We start from the raw sequence: 16896 nt of genomic DNA, 5'->3' as shown, positions 1-16896 counted from the left end.
GGGATACAATAGCAATTAAAATAAAAGCAAGAATGAAAATATAGTTGTATTCTTACTTTTGTGAAAGTAAAATGAGATTGGAGGGTGAAGAAATGGAACACATTCAATATCGCTTTTTATTAACTGCAATTATCGGTGTTATTTTCTTAATCGGTATCGGCATTATGATTGCTGAAAATAGTCCAATCGGTATTATTATTTGCATTATCGGCACATTTGTTACAGTTGGATACGGTTTTGTAACAAAAAGAAAAATGCGCAAATCACAATAACGCTAAAAAGTAAGAAGCTTATACACAGCCTCTTACTTTTTTTGTTGCTCTCATATAAACGATAACACTTCTTCATACACTCCTGGTTTTGCAACTAACATACTGCTCTTCTCTATGATAGAAAGTGGCGCTCCAGAGAATGTCGTCACCTTACCTCCAACTTCTTCTACAATTATCTGCCCTCCGCCAAAATCCCATGGTGATAATCTCGGCGTTACATATGCATCTATTCTTCCTGTTGCAACGTATACCATCTCTAACGCTGCACAGCCATATGACCTTGTGCCCCTTGCTTTCTTAACAAGTGCCATCATACTTTCCATATTAAGCAATGGATTATCTGTAAGCCATATCGCATTTAAAGCTACAATACCTTGCTCTACAGTTCCTTTTTCCAATGGAGGAATTGATATATCATTACAAAAAGCTCCAGATCCCTTGACTGCATGATATAGTTCATCATGCACTGGATCATATATAAGTCCAATCTTTCCGATACCGTTCTCATAAATCCCAATTGAAATCGCAAAATTTCTTTTTTGATGAACAAAGTTCATCGTGCCGTCAATTGGATCAATTAACCAAACAACCCCGTCAGAAGACGTTATCTCGTCTCCATAACCCTCTTCTCCTAAAATATTATGATTCGGGAATGTTTCTTTAATTTTCCCAATTAAAAACTGTTCTATCTCTCGGTCCATATTTGTAACTAAGTCAGCTGCATTTGATTTTGTTTCTATAATAAGTGCTTTTTTCATTGATGCCATTAAATGCTCTCCTGCATCCCGAATCCACCGTTTGGCGTGTGCATCGATGTCTTTCCATACTTCTTGCATGTTTAAACACTCCGATCTATACTGTTCACAGAAAAAACGAACCCTTTATAAGGTTCGCACCAACTAATTTTTTATACATATACTATTATTACGCTTCTAAACGAATCATTTCAAGTCTTAACACTTCTAACTTTTGTACACACTCTTCTTTTTTCTGGTTATCATCTTCCATCATCGCATCATATAAAGTTGCTAATTCATAATCTAGCTCCAAACGTAGCACCGGTATTCTCTTTTCAGCATCTGTTCTCTTTAACGCATTAATCACCTGTCTCATATTATTTGCCTCCTCCCAATATTCGTCTGCCCTCGGACTAGAATTAATTCAATTTTCTGATTTTTTGTTTTATACTATACTATGTTGGATAAATCATCTATGCAACAAAATTATATTTTTTTATTTAAATTTTTTTGTGCTGTTTTTTTTATGAATAGTACAAGCTATGCTAAAATAAAAGCAAAATAGGAGTTGGAGGAACAATCATGACAATACAAACATTCAAGTCAACTGATTTTGATGTCTTTACAGTTGATGGTCTCGAAGAACGAATGAGTGCAATTAAAACGAACATTCATCCTAAGCTAGAAGCTTTAGGGGAACAATTTGCAGAATACTTATCCAAACAAACTGATGAGAACTTTTTTTATCATGTTGCAAAACACGCACGCCGCAAAGTCAATCCACCAAACGATACTTGGGTTGCTTTTTCAACAAATAAACGAGGATATAAAATGCTACCGCATTTCCAAATCGGCTTATGGGGTACTCATGCCTTCATATACTTTGGTTTAATCTATGAGTGTCCACAAAAAGTTGAGACGGCTCATGCCTTCTTAGAACATTTAAATGATTTAAAAACAAATATTCCAAATGACTTCGTTTGGTCCATTGACCATACTAAACCAAGTGTGAAATTACATAAAACACTTGAAACCGAAGACTTACAAAAGATGATTGAACGATTAGCTACTGTAAAAAAAGCAGAATTATTAGTTGGTATTCATATATCACCAGAGGAGTTTTCAGCAATGACCAACGAACAATTCCTTGCTAAGATTGAATCTACGATGCAATCACTCCTTCCTTTATATGCACTTTGTAATCGATAGTAGAAAACGGACAATTTATATTGTCCGTTTTTAGTTGTTATCACATTATATCACTTCAGTTTTTATTTTTCAAAATATTTTTTACATTTTCACAAGCTTTTGTTCTTCGACTTCTTTTGCCCTTTGAATAGCACGATATATAGAGTATCCACTTACTTCTTGAAATTCTTTATCAATTTTCTTTTCTTCTGCTTTCGATGGAACAATCTCTTTAAAACGACGATATAAACCCATTAACTCTTCTCTTATAATTCCTTTTTCATAAGCTTTCTCAATCGCTTCATAAAACTTCACCATTGTAACCATTTCCTCATTTGACCAATCATAATCTAACGGATATTGATATTCCATTTCGCACCTCATTTATCATTTCTTCTTGTTTCATTATGCTATCTTAAAGAGAATATTTTATTCTTCATTATAGCCACTCTGCATTATACACTATTTATTCATTTTAATGGAATTGTCTTCCTCTATTCATTAGTTGAGGCTAACTATTAAACATACTCACCTTAAAAAGATTTTTTTCTATACATCTATAATTATTGGTGATATAATGCTTTTGTTTTATAGAAAATAAAGTGAAGCTACCATCTCAAAAACGATTTTTTGAATGGCAGAAAAACAAGCCTTATTCTAAAAAGGGCTACACTTTTTTAGAGCAGGATTATATAAAACAAATTACACTAAATATTATGAAGAAGAAGGGGTGTATAGATTGTCCCAATACGAAACACCATTGTTTACCGCTTTAGTTGAGCACAGTAAGCGAAATCCAATTCAATTCCATATTCCTGGTCATAAAAAAGGACAAGGCATGGATCCTACATTTCGCGAATTTATTGGGCATAATGCATTAGCAATTGATTTAATTAATATTGCGCCACTCGATGATTTACATCATCCAAAAGGTATGATTAAAGAAGCACAAGATTTAGCAGCAGCCGCATTCGGTGCAGATCATACTTTCTTTTCTATTCAAGGTACAAGTGGCGCTATTATGACAATGGTGATGAGCGTTTGCGGTCCTGGTGACAAAATCCTAGTACCACGAAACGTGCATAAATCAGTAATGTCAGCTATTATTTTCTCAGGTGCAAAACCGATTTTCATGCATCCTGAAATCGATCCGAAGCTCGGTATTTCTCATGGAATCACAATTCAATCTGTCAAAAAAGCACTTGAAGAGCACTCAGATGCAAAGGGCTTACTTGTTATTAACCCAACGTACTTTGGGTTTGCTGCAGACTTAGAACAGATTGTACAATTAGCACATTCTTATGACATCCCTGTACTAGTCGACGAAGCTCATGGTGTTCATATTCATTTTCACGATGAATTACCTATGTCAGCGATGCAAGCTGGTGCGGATATGGCAGCAACAAGTGTTCACAAATTAGGAGGCTCTTTAACTCAAAGTTCTATTCTTAATGTGAAAGAAGGCTTAGTGAATGTAAAGCATGTCCAATCTATTATTAGCATGCTTACAACTACATCAACTTCTTACATCTTGTTAGCATCCCTTGATGTTGCGAGAAAACGTCTTGCTACAGAAGGAACAGCACTCATAGAACAAACAATACAATTAGCTGAGCATGTTCGTGATGCTATAAATTCTATTGAGCATCTTTACTGTCCTGGAAAAGAAATGTTAGGTACAGATGCTACCTTTAACTATGATCCTACAAAGATAATTGTATCTGTAAAAGATTTAGGTATTACCGGCCACCAAGCTGAAGTATGGCTTAGAGAGCAATATAACATTGAAGTAGAACTCTCAGATCTATACAACATACTATGTCTTATCACTTTGGGAGATACAGAAAGTGATACAAATACACTTATTGCAGCATTACAAGATTTAGCAGCAACATTTAGAAATAGGGCAGATAAAGGTGTTCAAGTACAAGTAGAGATTCCAGAAATTCCAGTGCTAGCACTTTCTCCTCGAGATGCTTTTTATTCGGAAACAGAAGTCATTCCATTTGAAAATGCAGCGGGTCGTATTATAGCTGATTTTGTTATGGTTTATCCGCCAGGGATTCCAATCTTTACTCCGGGGGAAATTATTACACAAGAAAACTTAGAGTATATTCGTAAAAACTTAGAAGCAGGTTTACCTGTACAAGGTCCTGAAGATATGACATTACAAACATTACGTGTTATTAAAGAGTACAAGCCTATCAGTTGATAGGCTTTTTTTTCACCTTTTTTCCTTTTCTTCATACGATACTTAAGAATGTAACGTATAGGTGGGGATACTATTATGATTGTAATAGGCCGTTCTATTGTACATCCTTATATTACAAATGAATATGAGCCATTTGCAGCAGAGAAACAACAAATTTTATCAATAATGGCAGGAAATCAAGAAGTTTATTCCTTCCGAACAGCTGATGAACTCAGCTTTGATCTCAATTTACGAGTTAATATTATTATCTCTGCACTAGAGCTTTTTCAAAGTGGATTTCAGTTTCGTACATTTCAACAATCCTTTTGCAACCCCCAGTATTGGAAAAGAACGTCTCTTGGGGGATTCGAGCTTCTTCCAAACATACCACCTTCTATTGCCATACAGGATATTTTCAAAAACGGAAAACTATATGGAACTGAATGCGCAACCGCTATGATCATTATTTTTTATAAAGCTTTACTATCATTGTATGAGGAAGAAACTTTCAATCGTCTATTTGCAAACCTTTTACTTTATACATGGGACTACGACCAAGATCTAAGGCTTATAACAAAAAACGGTGGCGATCTTGTTCCAGGTGACCTCGTTTACTTTAAAAACCCACAAGTAAATCCAGCTACGATTGAATGGCAAGGAGAAAATACAATCTATTTAGGAAATTTCTTTTTTTACGGGCATGGCGTAGGTGTAAAAACAAAAGAAGAAATTATTTATTCATTAAATGAACGACGAGTCCCTTACGCTTTTATTTCAGCTTTCTTGACCGATACTATTACCCGTATCGATAGTCGTATAATGAGCCAATACGCTTCTTTTAGTACACCACAGACCTCCATAAGCTTTATTCCGATTAGGGATGATGCAATCGTTGCAACAGTTGGTCATACAACTACAATTTATTAAAAAAGCGCCTACACATGTAGGCGCTTTTTCTTATTATTAAGCTTTTGTATGTTCTTTATGGTCACATTCGCAATGAGATCCACATTTCCCGTATAGTACTGTTGATTTTTCATCTTCAAAATGTCCAATTGTTCCTTCACATACTTGGCATACGATTGTTCCCATTTTCATTTCCCCCTGAGTTTCAATAGTAATCTATCTATTTATTTATCATTAAGCTTTCGCATTATCTTTTCTAGCACAGTCACAATTTGTTCCGCATTTTCCGTAAAGTACCGTCGTTTTCTCATCTTCAAAATGTCCGATTGTTCCTTCACATACTTGGCATACGATTGTTCCCATTTTTCATTTCCCCCTAAGTTTATGGTCCTAAAAACTTTTAGCTGTCCATTTCCTATCAATTATTGGGCTTTTGTATGCTCTGTGTGATCACATCCGCAAGATCCACATTTCCCGTAAAGTACCGTTACTTTCTCATCTTCGAAGTGTGCAATTGTACCTTCACAATCTTGACATACGATTGTTCCCATTTTTCATTTCCCCCTAAGTTTATAATCCCAAAAACTTTTTGTAACCGCTTAACTTTCTGTCTTTATTTTAATATGTTATACTTTTTACGTCAATAGGTTTTTAGTATAACACATTAAATATTTTAAATTTAAATTAGTATGCGATATTCAAATAAAAAACAGCCATATTTATAAGTACGACTGTTTCACATTAATTATTCTTCATATTCCGCATGTAAAGAAGTTGACGGAACTAGAAATTTGAAAAACTGAGCTAACTCCTTTGCTTCCTCTTCTGATCCTAATTTAAAAATCTCCTGTATATATTGAACATTCTCTACATCATCTCGTCCGAGTAAAGTAGACCTTCCTGTTTGCATACAAACAATGAGCGGCTTTCCAAAAAACATATTTGTATAAATAACACCAAAATCATAACGTGTATCATGTGTCATAAACCCTAAAAATCGTACCTTCACACTTTCATGCTCATCATACAATTTTTCAAACATTGGTTTCCACCTTTCTACATCACGTTTCATTAATAGTATATTAAACAAAACATGTAATACTCCTTTTAATTGTCAAAAAATTCAGTAGGATGTAGAATGATAGTATTCTACTAAGTTAGGGGGAACTTATATGCAACACGCCTTTATTACGCTTGTACCGAAATCCAACCAACAATCAGTTTCAATAGATGATATAAAACAACTTTTTCATTATTATAAAACAGTTACTTCTAAAACTGGTGCCCAAATTAATTACACGTATACAAATACCGCTTTTCCTTATGAAATTTTAGATACATCTACAACAACATTAAAACTTCAATCCAATCACGACCGGTATGACTCAATTTATATTGGTGTTGGTATAGAAAATGAACAATCTTTCATCCAAGTTTCTTTACCACCTAATGCAACATTTGGTGACAAAGGGAAAGCAAATGAATTTTGCCGTTTTTTAGCGAAGAAATTAGAAGGAGAGTTACAATTATTTAATGGAAGAACAATGTATTTTTATAAACGCTAATTTAAAAAATAGATAATATGATTAAAAATAATATACAATTCGAACATGTAAGAAATAAAGCTTGCTTTCTTACGTGCAATACAAAATATGCTATTACATAGGCTAAATATAGAAATACGAAAAAAAGAATAACTTTATAATGAAACTTATCACCATTCGATAATGTTAATACAGTGGAAAAGCCACTCCATAGTAGTAAATGATAAAATATAACATGTAATATTTTCATGGAACCTTCTCCTTTGACATGCTCTATTTTATTAATATATGGGGTTACGTTTGAATCAATTACATATTATAGGATGATATATATTACCTTTGAAGTAAGTTAAGCCGGAATCATTTGTTAAAGTATTATATATTCATTCGACAAGTACGTTTAAAGACCTTGCAAGTCATTTGATGAAAATAAAAATAGCCCCTCTCTTACAATAAGAGAAGGGCTATTTACATTACTTAAATTATTTTACAATGTGAATTGGCATTCCAAGAGCAACTTCAGCTGCTTCCATTGTGATTTCACCTAATGTTGGGTGAGCATGGATTGTTTGAGCGATATCTTCAGCTGTCATTCCAGCTTCGATAGCTAAACCAATCTCAGAGATAATATCAGAAGCACCTGCACCTGCAACTTGAGCACCTACAAGAAGACCATCTTCTTTACGTGTTACAAGTTGTAAGAAACCGTCAGTGCTGTTTAATGATAATGCACGACCGTTAGCAGCGAATGGGAACTTAGATACAGTTACAGTCATTCCAGCTTCTTCAGCTTGTTTTTTAGTGTAACCAACAGATGCTAATTCTGGATCAGTGAAGCATACTGCAGGAATTCCGATGTAATCGATAGCTGATGCATGGCCACTAATTGCTTCTACAGCTACTTTACCTTCGTAAGAAGCTTTGTGAGCTAATGGTGGTCCAGGAACGATATCACCGATTGCATAGATGTTTGGTACATTTGTACGACATTGCTCATCGATTTCGATGATGCCGCGGTCAGTCATTTTAACTCCAACTTGCTCAAGACCGATTTCTTGAGTGTTTGGACGACGACCTACAGTTACTAATACGTAATCTGCTTCTACAGTTTGGATTTCACCTTTAACCTCAAAGCTAACTTTTACGCCAGTTTCTGTCTCTTCAACGCCTTTAGCCATAGCTTTTGTATGGATATTTACGTTACCTTTTTTCTGTAGAGCGCGTTTAACAACAGAGCTCATAGCTTTTTCGAAACCAGCTAAGATTTCGTCGCCAGCTTCTACTACAGTAACTTCTGTACCGAAGTTAGCATATGCAGTACCTAATTCCATACCGATGTAACCGCCGCCGATTACAACAAGTTTTTTAGGAATTTCAGGTAAGCTTAAAGCACCTGTAGAGTTGATAACACGTTTAGAGTATTTGAATCCTGGAATTTCGATTGGTGTAGAACCAGTTGCAAGAACAGCATTTTTAAACGTATAAGTTTGAGCTGCATCTTCAGTCATAACGCGTAATGTATTAGCATCTACGAAGTAAGCTTCACCGCGAATGATTTCAACTTTGTTACCTTTAAGAAGGCCTTCAACACCGCCAGTTAATTTCTTAACTACGCCGTTTTTCCATTCTTGAACTTTTGTAAAGTCAACTTTTACGTTTTCTGCAGTAATACCCATGTCATCAGAATGCATTGCATTCTCATAACGATGACCTGCATTGATTAACGCTTTTGAAGGAATACATCCAACGTTTAAGCATACGCCACCAAGGTTAGCTTTTTCAATGATTGCTACCTTTTGACCTAATTGTGCTGCACGAATTGCCGCAACGTATCCACCAGGACCTGCACCAACAACGACTGTATCTAATTCAATTGGGAAATCTCCTACTACCATTGTTATTACGCCTCCATTACTAATAATTGTGGGTCATTCAATAGACGTTTAATTTGGTTTAACGCTTTTTGAGCAGTTGCACCGTCAATTAAACGATGGTCAAAGCTTAGAGATAATGCTAATACTGGAGCTGCAACGATCTCACCGTTTTTCACAACTGGTTTTTCAGCGATACGGCCGATACCAAGGATTGCTACTTCTGGGTGGTTGATAACTGGAGTGAACCATTGTCCACCTGCAGAACCAATGTTTGTAATTGTGCAAGAAGCACCTTTCATTTCAGCTGGAGCTAGACGACCTTCACGTGCTTTACCAGCAAGATCATTGATCTCGTTAGAGATTGTGAAGATAGACTTACGATCTGTATCTTTAACAACTGGTACTAATAGACCTTTGTCTGTATCAGCTGCGATACCGATATTGAAGTAATGTTTATGAACTACTTCTTGAGATGCATCGTCTAAAGAAGTGTTTAACATTGGGTATTCACGTAATGCAGATGTTAAAGCTTTAACAACGTACGGAAGGTAAGTTAATTTAATACCTTTGTCAGCTGCTACTGCTTTGAACTTCTTACGGTGAGCAACAAGTTCTGTTACATCTACTTCGTCCATTAATGTTACGTGAGGAGCTGTGTGTTTAGAGTTAACCATTGCTTTCGCAATCGCTTTACGGATACCACTCATTTTCTCACGAGTTTCTGGATATTCACCAGCTGGGATTGGTTGTGCTTTTGGTGCTTCTTCTTTCGCTGCTGCTGGAGTAGCTTCTACTGCTGCTGGAGCCTCAGTTGCTGCTACAGTTTGTCCACCATTTGCAAATGCATCGATGTCAGCTTTTACGATACGGCCATTCTTACCAGTACCAGCTACTTTATGAATGTCTACACCTTTTTCACGAGCGTATTTACGAACAGATGGCATAGCGATTACGCGCTCATTTACTACTTCTGCAGTTGCTGCTGGAGTAGCTTCCGCTGCTGGAGCTTCTACTGCTGCTTCTTCAGCTTTTGGAGCTTCATCATGATCGTCACCTTTAAATTTAAGGTTTTCGTATCCAGGAGCATCAAATTTAATTAATGTATCTCCTACGATTGCAACTGTTCCTTCTTCTACAAGTACTTCAAGTACTTTACCTTTAACAGGAGAAGGGATTTCTACTACTGCTTTATCATTTTGTACTTCAAGAAGTACATCGTCTTCGTTTACTTCATCGCCTGGTTTAATAAACCATTTTACGATTTCACCTTCGTGGATACCTTCACCGATATCTGGTAGTTTAAATTCAAATGCCACGGAATTCAGCCCCCTGATTCATTTCATTATTATGGAATATGTACAAAAGAAACCAGCATGTGCTGATTTCTTTTGCACATGAAAAGCTAAAAATTAGAAGTTCATTACTTTGTTTACAGCTTCAACAATATCTTTGTGGTTTGGTAACCATACGCTCTCTGCTTGAGAGAATGGGAATACTGTATCAGCAGCTGCAACACGTACAACTGGAGCTTCTAAGTTTAAGATTGCACGGTCGTTAATTTCCGCTACAACGTTAGCTGCAATACCAGCTTGTTTTTGAGCTTCTTGAACTACAACTACGCGACCTGTTTTTTCAACAGAAGCGATGATTGTTTCGATATCTAATGGTTGAACTGTACGTAAGTCAACAACCTCTAAAGAGATACCTTCTTTTTCAAGTTCTTCAGCAGCTTTTAATGCAGCGTGAACCATAGCACCGTAAGCGATAACAGATACATCTGTACCTTCACGTTTGATATCAGCTTTACCTAAATCAATTGTGTAATCACCTTCTGGTACCTCTTGACGGAATGAACGGTACAATTTCATATGCTCTAAGTAGATAACTGGATCGTTGTCACGAATCGCAGAGATTAAAAGACCTTTAGCATCGTATGGAGTAGATGGAATAACAACTTTTAGACCAGGTTGTTGAGCCACTAATCCTTCTAAGCTATCAGCATGAAGTTCAGGAGTATGAACACCACCACCGAATGGAGAACGAACTGTTACTGGAGCAGTCCAACGTCCACCAGAACGGTAACGCATACGAGCTAATTGACCAGAAATTGAATCCATTACTTCATAAACGAAACCGAAGAATTGGATTTCTGGAACTGGACGGAATCCTTCAAGTGCAAGACCAACTGCAAGTCCACCAATACCAGACTCTGCAAGTGGAGTATCCATTACACGATCTTCACCAAATTCAGCTTGTAAACCTTCAGTAGCACGGAATACACCGCCGTTTACACCAACGTCTTCACCAAATACAAGTACGTTAGGGTCATTTTTCATTTCAACGCGTAAAGCATCAGTGATTGCTTGAATCATTGTCATTTGAGCCATGGCTTACTTCGACTCCTTTTCTTTGTAGATTTCATATTGTTCAGCTAAGTTGTAAGGCATTTTTTCGTACATGATTTCCATTAAATCAGTTACTTTTTGTTTTGGAGCTTGGTCAGCCTTAGCAATTGCTTGTTTGATATCTTCTTTTGCTTCTTCGATTACTGTCTCTTCAACTTCTTGAGACCATAGGCCTTTAGCTTCTAAGAACTTACGGAAGCGTACGATTGGGTCTTTTTGTTCCCATTCGTTTTCGATATCTTTTGTACGGTAACGAGTTGGGTCATCACCAGCCATTGTATGTGGACCGTAACGGAATGTTAAAGTCTCGATTAAAGTAGGGCCTTCGCCATTTACTGCGCGCTCACGAGCGAAAGCAGTTGCTGCGTATACAGCTAATGGATCCATACCGTCTACTTGAATTCCGTAAATACCTGCTGCTACTGCTTTTTGTGCTACAGTTTTAGCTGCAGATTGCTTTTCTACTGGAGTAGAGATTGCATAACGGTTGTTTTGAACAACGAAGATTGCTGGAGCTTTGAATGCACCTGCAAAGTTCATACCTTCGTAGAAGTCACCTTGTGAAGCACCACCGTCACCAGTGTAAGTAATTGCAACAGATTTTTTACCACGTAGTTTCATACCTAACGCAACACCAGCAGTTTGGATGATTTGCGCACCGATAATGATCTGTGGAGCTAATGCATTTACATTCTCAGGCATTTGGTTACCCATGAAGTGTCCACGAGAGAATAAGAATGCTTGGTATAATGGTAATCCGTGCCATACTAATTGTGGTACATCACGGTATCCTGGTAAGATGAAGTCTTCTGCTTCAAGTGCGAAATGACTTGCTAATTGAGAAGCTTCTTGTCCAGCTGTAGGTGCGTAGAAACCTAAACGTCCTTGACGGTTTAAAGAAATAGAACGTTGATCTAATACGCGAGTATACACCATACGACGCATTAATTCTTTTAATTGATCATCAGATAATTCAGGCATAGCTGCTTCATTCACAACTTCACCGTTTTCATTTAAAATTTGTAATGTTTCAAATTGAGCTGCGATAGCTTTCATTTGCTCATCAACATTAAATAGGGTCTTTTTTGTTTTAGTACCCATTCCGTTCACCTCTTCCTCTCTTGAACCATATTCTGAAACGCTTTCACTGGCTATTTTCCAGTTTAAAAAGCGCAACGATGTAAACCAACATGTTTGTATGTCGGTTGAGAATAATTTTGTGTACCTAACAATCTGTACTAATGTTTTTTCAGAAACATATTAATACAATCTTGATCACGTTTTTTAGTTTACAACTATTCTAATTACGATGTCAATTACTTTGAATACGTTTTTTTATAAATAATATGCAGGTTTCTACTACACAAACGTGTTTTTATTTTTTACATCTGTATTAGTAAGCATTGACCTACTGTTATATTATTCCCTTTTTCACTTATTTTTTCTCTTAGAATAATATGTAAACGATTTAATTCTCTTTAGTTTTTCTCTCTTCGTAACAAAAATATACAAACTACTCTTCCTTTTTTAGGTAAATACCTATACATTTCTACCCTCTCTTCCATACATTATAGTAACCGCAGTATTAGCGGGAAATGATAAAGGAGGTCATCTCATGTACGGATACTCATATTGCTATCCAACTTGTTCATATCCTTCCTACGGTTATGGCGGTTCTTGTGGCGGGTCTGGACGCGGCTTCGCCTTAATCGTTGTGTTGTTTATTCTTTTAATTATCGTTGGTGCTGCTTGCATTCGCTAATTGTAAAACGAAACAACTATGGAAAGAAAAAGACGGCTTTGCCGTCTTTTTCTTTTTATCACATACATAACTACTCTATAATAGAACGATTTCCAAAATGCCTTCCCTTTCTTGCCGATGACTTTTTCCATCTCCTTTGGTAGACTAAAGAGGAAAGGAGAGATTACATATGCTTACAATGAAAGATGTTATTCGCGAAGGAGATCCTATTTTGCGCAACGTTGCAGAAGAGGTGTCCTTACCGGCAAGCGAAGAAGATACAACTACCTTAAAAGAAATGATTGAATTCGTAATAAATAGCCAAGATCCTGAAATGGCTGAAAAATATAGTTTACGCCCTGGAATCGGATTAGCGGCTCCGCAAATCGGTGTTTCAAAAAAAATGATTGCAGTTCATGTAACCGATGCGGATGGTACATTATATAGCCATGCATTATTCAATCCAAAAATCATTAGCCATTCTGTTGAACGTACATATTTACAGGGTGGTGAAGGCTGTCTATCTGTAGACCGCGAAGTACCTGGTTATGTTCCTCGTTATACAAGAATTACAGTAAAAGCAACTTCTATTAACGGAGAAGAAGTAAAATTACGTTTAAAAGGTTTACCAGCAATCGTATTCCAACACGAGATTGATCATTTAAATGGCGTTATGTTCTATGACCATATCAATAAAGAAAATCCTTTTGCCGCTCCTGATGATTCCAAACCTCTAGAGCGATAATAATAAAAAGGCGGAAGTTAATCTTCCGCCTTTTTATTATGAAATGGGTTCCATATTCACTTATAGCAATCCAGCCCACTTTAGTCCATGATATATACCGTCTTCATTAACATCCTTTGTCACATGATTTGCAAGTTTTTTCAAGTCTTCATGGCCATTTCCCATCACAATACCTGTGCCAACGGCTTCGATCATTTCTAAATCATTTAAGCCATCTCCAAATGCATACACTTGATCACGATTAAAACCTAACTTTTCAATGTATTTCTCAATTCCTTTTGCCTTAGAACCACCATTCGGAATGATATCCATTGAATATGCATGCCAACGAATAAAATGGAAATCTGGATAATGATTAATAAACTTTTCCTCTTCATTTACTTCACAAAAAAGTAGTGTTTGATAAATATTACGTTCCTCATAAAAATTAGGCTCATATGCTGGATGCTCAAAGTTTAAGCTTCCAAAGCCTTCTTTCACATAATCATGATATTCCACTGATGCTCTCATATCTTGATGGTCAAGATATACAAGTGGATATCCTTCTTGTTTTGCAAACTGAGTAAACTTATGTAAAGCATCTGGATGTAACGGATTATTAAATATTACCTCATCTTCAAAGACAACATATTGTCCATTAAAACTAACATAATTATGTATATCAAGTTCCTTACGAATATCTTCGAACATAAATGGCGCGCGCCCTGTCGCAATTGCTACATGTACACCTTTTTCTTGTAACTGTTTTACTGCATCTCGTGTAGATTGCGGAATTTTTTTATCATGATCTAATAATGTTCCATCAATATCAAAAAAGACAATTTTATCATTCATTTGTCAAAATCCTTTCTGAGACTCTATATTCCTATTTTGAATATCACTTTTCAAATTCTAAAAAAAAGTATAACATATTAAACATCTGTGAAGAAAGCGTTCCCTTTCTGACCTTATTTGTAAACTTTGCATATATATATTAGTAAAACATGTAGATACTTGTTCGGATGAATTTTCTTTTCCATTCTTCCTCATACTATACCTATAACTAACGGCTACTGATCGTTACTATAGAATAACTTTCACTGTATGGGAAAGGACAAGATTCACCATTCACTTTTGTCCTATCTCTTATATCAGAGATAGAGTTTTCACTAGTAATAGGCATGTTTAAAATAAGGAAAGGAAGGAGTAATCATGCTGAAGAAGCTGAAGAAAAAGCTCAAGCGTTATTTAAATGGTCTAGTCCGTAAAAAGACAGTCGCTTAAATTGTGCCCATTTCGGGCTTTTTCTTCATTCTCATTCGAAAAAACATGAAAATCGTGACTGTTTGCTTTATAATAAGTAACAGATAATGCAAAACATAGACAAGGAGAGGTTTTCCAAATGATTTTTAAAGTATTTTATCAAGAAAAATTAACTGAGGTTCCAGTACGTGAAAATACAAAAGTTTTATATTTAGAGGCTACGTCTGAAAAGGATGTTCGTACAAAATTAAATAAGTTCGCATATAATATCGAGTTTGTTCAGTCTGTTACTGGCGCTCATCTTGAATATGAAAAAGAAAACGCTGATTTAACATTAGCGGAAATCGTATAGCGATATGAAATTTCTAAAAAACGACCAAGTTGCTGTATTTGCTCTCGGTGGGCTTGGTGAAATCGGTAAAAATACATACGCTGTTCAATTTCAAGATGAAATTATTATAATTGATGCTGGAATTAAATTTCCAGAGGACGAACTTCTCGGAATCGATTATGTAATACCAGACTACACTTATTTTGTGCGAAACGAAGATAAAATTAAAGGGTTATTCATTACACATGGTCACGAAGATCATATCGGCGGAATCCCTTACCTATTACGTCAAGTGAACATTCCAATTTACGGCGGAAAATTAGCAATTGCACTCATCAAAAACAAATTAGAAGAACACGGCTTACTTCGTAAAGCAAAACTTTACGAGATTCAAGAAGATGACGTTATTAAATTCAAAAAAACGTCTGTATCCTTCTTCCGTACAACACACAGTATTCCAGATTCGTACGGCGTTGTTGTGAAAACACCTCAAGGTCAAGTTGTTCATACAGGTGACTTCAAATTTGACTTCACACCAGTTGGTGAACCAGCTGATTTAACAAAAATGGCTGAAATCGGTAAAGATGGCGTACTATGTCTATTATCTGATAGTACGAACAGTGAAGTTCCAAACTTTACTATGTCTGAGCGTCGCGTTGGTGATAGCATTCAAGACATTTTCCGTAAAGTAGAAGGACGGATTATATTCGCAACCTTTGCATCAAATATTCACCGCTTACAACAAGTTGTTGAAGCTGCTGTTGAAAACAACCGTAAAGTAGCTGTGTTTGGTCGAAGTATGGAAGCAGCGATTGAAATTGGACAAAACCTTGGTTATATTCGTTGCCCGAAAGATACATTCATAGATGCATCTCAACTAAACCGCTTACCAGCTAATAAAGTTGTTATTTTATGTACAGGTAGTCAAGGTGAACCGATGGCAGCACTTTCACGTATTGCAAACGGTACACACCGCCAAATTCAAATTATTCCTGGAGATACAGTTGTTTTCTCTTCTTCACCAATTCCAGGAAATACAATTAGCGTAAGTCGTACAATTAACATGTTGTACCGCGCTGGCGCTGATGTAATTCATGGGAAACTTTCAAATATCCATACAAGTGGACACGGTGGACAAGAAGAACAAAAATTAATGTTACGTCTAATTAAACCGAAGTACTTCATGCCAATTCATGGTGAATATCGTATGCAGCGTATGCACATGAACATAGCAAATGATTGTGGCATCCCTGAAGAAAATTGCTTCATTATGGATAATGGCGATGTTCTTGCTTTACGTTCGGATGAAGCTAGCGTAGCTGGAAAAATCCCATCTGGTTCGGTCTACATTGATGGAAACGGTATTGGAGATATTGGCAATATCGTATTACGCGATCGTCGTATCCTTTCTGAAGAAGGACTTGTAATTGTAGTTGTAAGCATTGATATGAAAGAATTTAAAGTTGCAGCAGGACCTGATATCATCTCACGCGGTTTCGTTTACATGCGTGAAAGTAGCGATTTAATCAATGATGCACAAACATTAATTACAACTCATTTAGAAAAAGTAATGGAGCGTAAAACAACACAATGGTCTGAAATTAAAAATGAAATTACAGACACATTAGCTCCATTCCTATATGAGAAAACGAAACGCCGTCCAATGATTTTACCAATCATTATGGAAATATAAGAAAAAGGACAATGCCATGAAGGCATT

The 16896-nt window shown here is 36.2% G+C and carries 22 protein-coding genes; 9 read left to right on the top strand and 13 right to left on the bottom strand.

Features of this window, described 5'->3' with window-relative positions:
• The first annotated feature begins 92 nt into the window (after window positions 1-92).
• On the top strand, window positions 93-272 hold the full coding sequence (locus ACZDYH_RS03630) for a DUF5325 family protein (protein ID WP_000400127.1): 180 nt from the start codon (window positions 93-95) through the stop codon (window positions 270-272).
• A 50-nt stretch (window positions 273-322) separates the two neighbouring features.
• Here the strand turns inward: ACZDYH_RS03630 and ACZDYH_RS03625 are convergent, their stop codons facing one another.
• A complete protein-coding gene (locus ACZDYH_RS03625; RefSeq protein ID WP_102955935.1) occupies window positions 323-1108 on the bottom strand; it encodes an inositol monophosphatase family protein in 786 nt (261 codons plus the stop codon).
• Window positions 1109-1196: 88 nt separating this feature from the next.
• On the bottom strand, window positions 1197-1385 hold the full coding sequence (locus tag ACZDYH_RS03620) for a hypothetical protein (RefSeq protein ID WP_001250165.1): 189 nt from the start codon (window positions 1383-1385) through the stop codon (window positions 1197-1199).
• A gap of 206 nt (window positions 1386-1591) precedes the next feature.
• On the opposite strand from ACZDYH_RS03620, the gene ACZDYH_RS03615 reads away from it, so the two are divergent.
• Window positions 1592-2218, top strand: coding sequence for a YktB family protein (locus tag ACZDYH_RS03615; protein WP_000155317.1), 627 nt, complete (start codon window positions 1592-1594; stop codon window positions 2216-2218).
• Between the two features lie 81 nt (window positions 2219-2299).
• On the opposite strand, the gene ACZDYH_RS03610 is transcribed toward ACZDYH_RS03615, so the two are convergent.
• Window positions 2300-2569, bottom strand: a complete 270-nt coding sequence (locus tag ACZDYH_RS03610; RefSeq protein WP_000456562.1) for a UPF0223 family protein — start codon at window positions 2567-2569, stop codon at window positions 2300-2302.
• A gap of 367 nt (window positions 2570-2936) precedes the next feature.
• On the opposite strand from ACZDYH_RS03610, the gene speA reads away from it, so the two are divergent.
• Complete coding sequence (gene speA / locus ACZDYH_RS03605) at window positions 2937-4409, top strand: arginine decarboxylase (RefSeq protein ID WP_000084899.1); 1473 nt, start codon at window positions 2937-2939, stop codon at window positions 4407-4409.
• A gap of 75 nt (window positions 4410-4484) precedes the next feature.
• The gene (locus ACZDYH_RS03600; RefSeq protein ID WP_102955934.1) at window positions 4485-5315 is read left to right on the top strand and encodes a protein-glutamine gamma-glutamyltransferase; all 831 of its coding nucleotides are present in this window, start codon (window positions 4485-4487) and stop codon (window positions 5313-5315) included.
• A 36-nt stretch (window positions 5316-5351) separates the two neighbouring features.
• On the opposite strand, the gene ACZDYH_RS03595 is transcribed toward ACZDYH_RS03600, so the two are convergent.
• The 4 genes from ACZDYH_RS03595 to ACZDYH_RS03580 form a co-directional block, all read right to left on the bottom strand.
• Window positions 5352-5480 (bottom strand): GapA-binding peptide SR1P, encoded by a 129-nt coding sequence (locus ACZDYH_RS03595; protein ID WP_000536796.1) that lies wholly within the window; start codon window positions 5478-5480, stop codon window positions 5352-5354.
• 48 nt (window positions 5481-5528) lie between these two features.
• Entirely contained in the window at window positions 5529-5657 is a 129-nt protein-coding gene (locus ACZDYH_RS03590) for a GapA-binding peptide SR1P (protein ID WP_000536803.1), read from the bottom strand.
• Window positions 5658-5716: 59 nt separating this feature from the next.
• Window positions 5717-5845 carry a GapA-binding peptide SR1P gene (locus ACZDYH_RS03585; protein ID WP_000536778.1) on the bottom strand — a complete coding sequence of 43 codons (129 nt, stop codon included), beginning with the start codon at window positions 5843-5845 and terminating at the stop codon, window positions 5717-5719.
• 194 nt (window positions 5846-6039) lie between these two features.
• Window positions 6040-6336 carry a DUF3055 domain-containing protein gene (locus ACZDYH_RS03580; protein WP_000462038.1) on the bottom strand — a complete coding sequence of 99 codons (297 nt, stop codon included), beginning with the start codon at window positions 6334-6336 and terminating at the stop codon, window positions 6040-6042.
• Between the two features lie 130 nt (window positions 6337-6466).
• On the opposite strand from ACZDYH_RS03580, the gene ACZDYH_RS03575 reads away from it, so the two are divergent.
• Window positions 6467-6859, top strand: a complete 393-nt coding sequence (locus tag ACZDYH_RS03575) for a DUF1885 family protein (RefSeq protein ID WP_001163299.1) — start codon at window positions 6467-6469, stop codon at window positions 6857-6859.
• A 1-nt stretch (window position 6860) separates the two neighbouring features.
• Here ACZDYH_RS03575 and ACZDYH_RS03570 read toward each other — a convergent pair whose 3' ends face one another.
• The 5 genes from ACZDYH_RS03570 to pdhA form a co-directional block, all read right to left on the bottom strand.
• Window positions 6861-7088: a hypothetical protein gene (locus ACZDYH_RS03570; RefSeq protein WP_000697469.1), complete on the bottom strand. Its 228-nt coding sequence runs from the start codon at window positions 7086-7088 to the stop codon at window positions 6861-6863.
• 232 nt (window positions 7089-7320) lie between these two features.
• On the bottom strand, window positions 7321-8733 hold the full coding sequence (gene lpdA, locus ACZDYH_RS03565) for a dihydrolipoyl dehydrogenase (RefSeq protein ID WP_000260104.1): 1413 nt from the start codon (window positions 8731-8733) through the stop codon (window positions 7321-7323).
• Between the two features lie 5 nt (window positions 8734-8738).
• On the bottom strand, window positions 8739-10028 hold the full coding sequence (pdhC, locus tag ACZDYH_RS03560) for a pyruvate dehydrogenase complex dihydrolipoyllysine-residue acetyltransferase (RefSeq protein ID WP_000863419.1): 1290 nt from the start codon (window positions 10026-10028) through the stop codon (window positions 8739-8741).
• 93 nt (window positions 10029-10121) lie between these two features.
• Window positions 10122-11099, bottom strand: coding sequence for a pyruvate dehydrogenase complex E1 component subunit beta (pdhB, locus tag ACZDYH_RS03555; RefSeq protein ID WP_000068168.1), 978 nt, complete (start codon window positions 11097-11099; stop codon window positions 10122-10124).
• Window positions 11100-11102: 3 nt separating this feature from the next.
• Entirely contained in the window at window positions 11103-12218 is a 1116-nt protein-coding gene (gene pdhA, locus ACZDYH_RS03550; RefSeq protein ID WP_000536895.1) for a pyruvate dehydrogenase E1 component subunit alpha, read from the bottom strand.
• Window positions 12219-12732: 514 nt separating this feature from the next.
• Between pdhA and ACZDYH_RS03545 the strand changes: the two genes are divergently transcribed.
• Both ACZDYH_RS03545 and def read left to right on the top strand, forming a co-directional pair.
• Window positions 12733-12879 carry a YjcZ family sporulation protein gene (locus tag ACZDYH_RS03545; RefSeq protein WP_000274562.1) on the top strand — a complete coding sequence of 49 codons (147 nt, stop codon included), beginning with the start codon at window positions 12733-12735 and terminating at the stop codon, window positions 12877-12879.
• Window positions 12880-13048: 169 nt separating this feature from the next.
• The gene (gene def / locus ACZDYH_RS03540) at window positions 13049-13603 is read left to right on the top strand and encodes a peptide deformylase (RefSeq protein WP_000957048.1); all 555 of its coding nucleotides are present in this window, start codon (window positions 13049-13051) and stop codon (window positions 13601-13603) included.
• Between the two features lie 60 nt (window positions 13604-13663).
• Here the strand turns inward: def and ACZDYH_RS03535 are convergent, their stop codons facing one another.
• Window positions 13664-14437 (bottom strand): Cof-type HAD-IIB family hydrolase, encoded by a 774-nt coding sequence (locus ACZDYH_RS03535; RefSeq protein ID WP_000998268.1) that lies wholly within the window; start codon window positions 14435-14437, stop codon window positions 13664-13666.
• A gap of 547 nt (window positions 14438-14984) precedes the next feature.
• On the opposite strand from ACZDYH_RS03535, the gene ACZDYH_RS03530 reads away from it, so the two are divergent.
• Together ACZDYH_RS03530 and rnjA are read left to right on the top strand one after the other, a co-directional pair.
• Complete coding sequence (locus tag ACZDYH_RS03530) at window positions 14985-15197, top strand: DNA-dependent RNA polymerase subunit epsilon (protein WP_000576435.1); 213 nt, start codon at window positions 14985-14987, stop codon at window positions 15195-15197.
• Between the two features lie 4 nt (window positions 15198-15201).
• A complete protein-coding gene (rnjA, locus tag ACZDYH_RS03525) occupies window positions 15202-16869 on the top strand; it encodes a ribonuclease J1 (protein WP_000670377.1) in 1668 nt (555 codons plus the stop codon).
• The last annotated feature ends 27 nt before the right edge of the window (window positions 16870-16896 follow it).

The sequence above is a fragment of the Bacillus sp. EB V-12 genome, from assembly GCF_056158125.1.
This window is presented reverse-complemented; position numbering and strand designations above follow the sequence as displayed.

Coding starts and splice junctions, on each gene's coding strand:
- ACZDYH_RS03630 (WP_000400127.1), top strand. CDS start 93: ATGGAACACATTCAATATCGCTTTTTATTAACTGCAATTATCGGTGTT.
- ACZDYH_RS03625 (WP_102955935.1), bottom strand. CDS start 1,108: ATGCAAGAAGTATGGAAAGACATCGATGCACACGCCAAACGGTGGATT.
- ACZDYH_RS03620 (WP_001250165.1), bottom strand. CDS start 1,385: ATGAGACAGGTGATTAATGCGTTAAAGAGAACAGATGCTGAAAAGAGA.
- ACZDYH_RS03615 (WP_000155317.1), top strand. CDS start 1,592: ATGACAATACAAACATTCAAGTCAACTGATTTTGATGTCTTTACAGTT.
- ACZDYH_RS03610 (WP_000456562.1), bottom strand. CDS start 2,569: ATGGAATATCAATATCCGTTAGATTATGATTGGTCAAATGAGGAAATG.
- ACZDYH_RS03600 (WP_102955934.1), top strand. CDS start 4,485: ATGATTGTAATAGGCCGTTCTATTGTACATCCTTATATTACAAATGAA.
- ACZDYH_RS03595 (WP_000536796.1), bottom strand. CDS start 5,480: ATGGGAACAATCGTATGCCAAGTATGTGAAGGAACAATTGGACATTTT.
- ACZDYH_RS03590 (WP_000536803.1), bottom strand. CDS start 5,657: ATGGGAACAATCGTATGCCAAGTATGTGAAGGAACAATCGGACATTTT.
- ACZDYH_RS03585 (WP_000536778.1), bottom strand. CDS start 5,845: ATGGGAACAATCGTATGTCAAGATTGTGAAGGTACAATTGCACACTTC.
- ACZDYH_RS03580 (WP_000462038.1), bottom strand. CDS start 6,336: ATGTTTGAAAAATTGTATGATGAGCATGAAAGTGTGAAGGTACGATTT.
- ACZDYH_RS03575 (WP_001163299.1), top strand. CDS start 6,467: ATGCAACACGCCTTTATTACGCTTGTACCGAAATCCAACCAACAATCA.
- ACZDYH_RS03570 (WP_000697469.1), bottom strand. CDS start 7,088: ATGAAAATATTACATGTTATATTTTATCATTTACTACTATGGAGTGGC.
- lpdA (WP_000260104.1), bottom strand. CDS start 8,733: ATGGTAGTAGGAGATTTCCCAATTGAATTAGATACAGTCGTTGTTGGT.
- pdhB (WP_000068168.1), bottom strand. CDS start 11,099: ATGGCTCAAATGACAATGATTCAAGCAATCACTGATGCTTTACGCGTT.
- pdhA (WP_000536895.1), bottom strand. CDS start 12,218: ATGGGTACTAAAACAAAAAAGACCCTATTTAATGTTGATGAGCAAATG.
- ACZDYH_RS03545 (WP_000274562.1), top strand. CDS start 12,733: ATGTACGGATACTCATATTGCTATCCAACTTGTTCATATCCTTCCTAC.
- def (WP_000957048.1), top strand. CDS start 13,049: ATGCTTACAATGAAAGATGTTATTCGCGAAGGAGATCCTATTTTGCGC.
- ACZDYH_RS03535 (WP_000998268.1), bottom strand. CDS start 14,437: ATGAATGATAAAATTGTCTTTTTTGATATTGATGGAACATTATTAGAT.
- ACZDYH_RS03530 (WP_000576435.1), top strand. CDS start 14,985: ATGATTTTTAAAGTATTTTATCAAGAAAAATTAACTGAGGTTCCAGTA.
- rnjA (WP_000670377.1), top strand. CDS start 15,202: ATGAAATTTCTAAAAAACGACCAAGTTGCTGTATTTGCTCTCGGTGGG.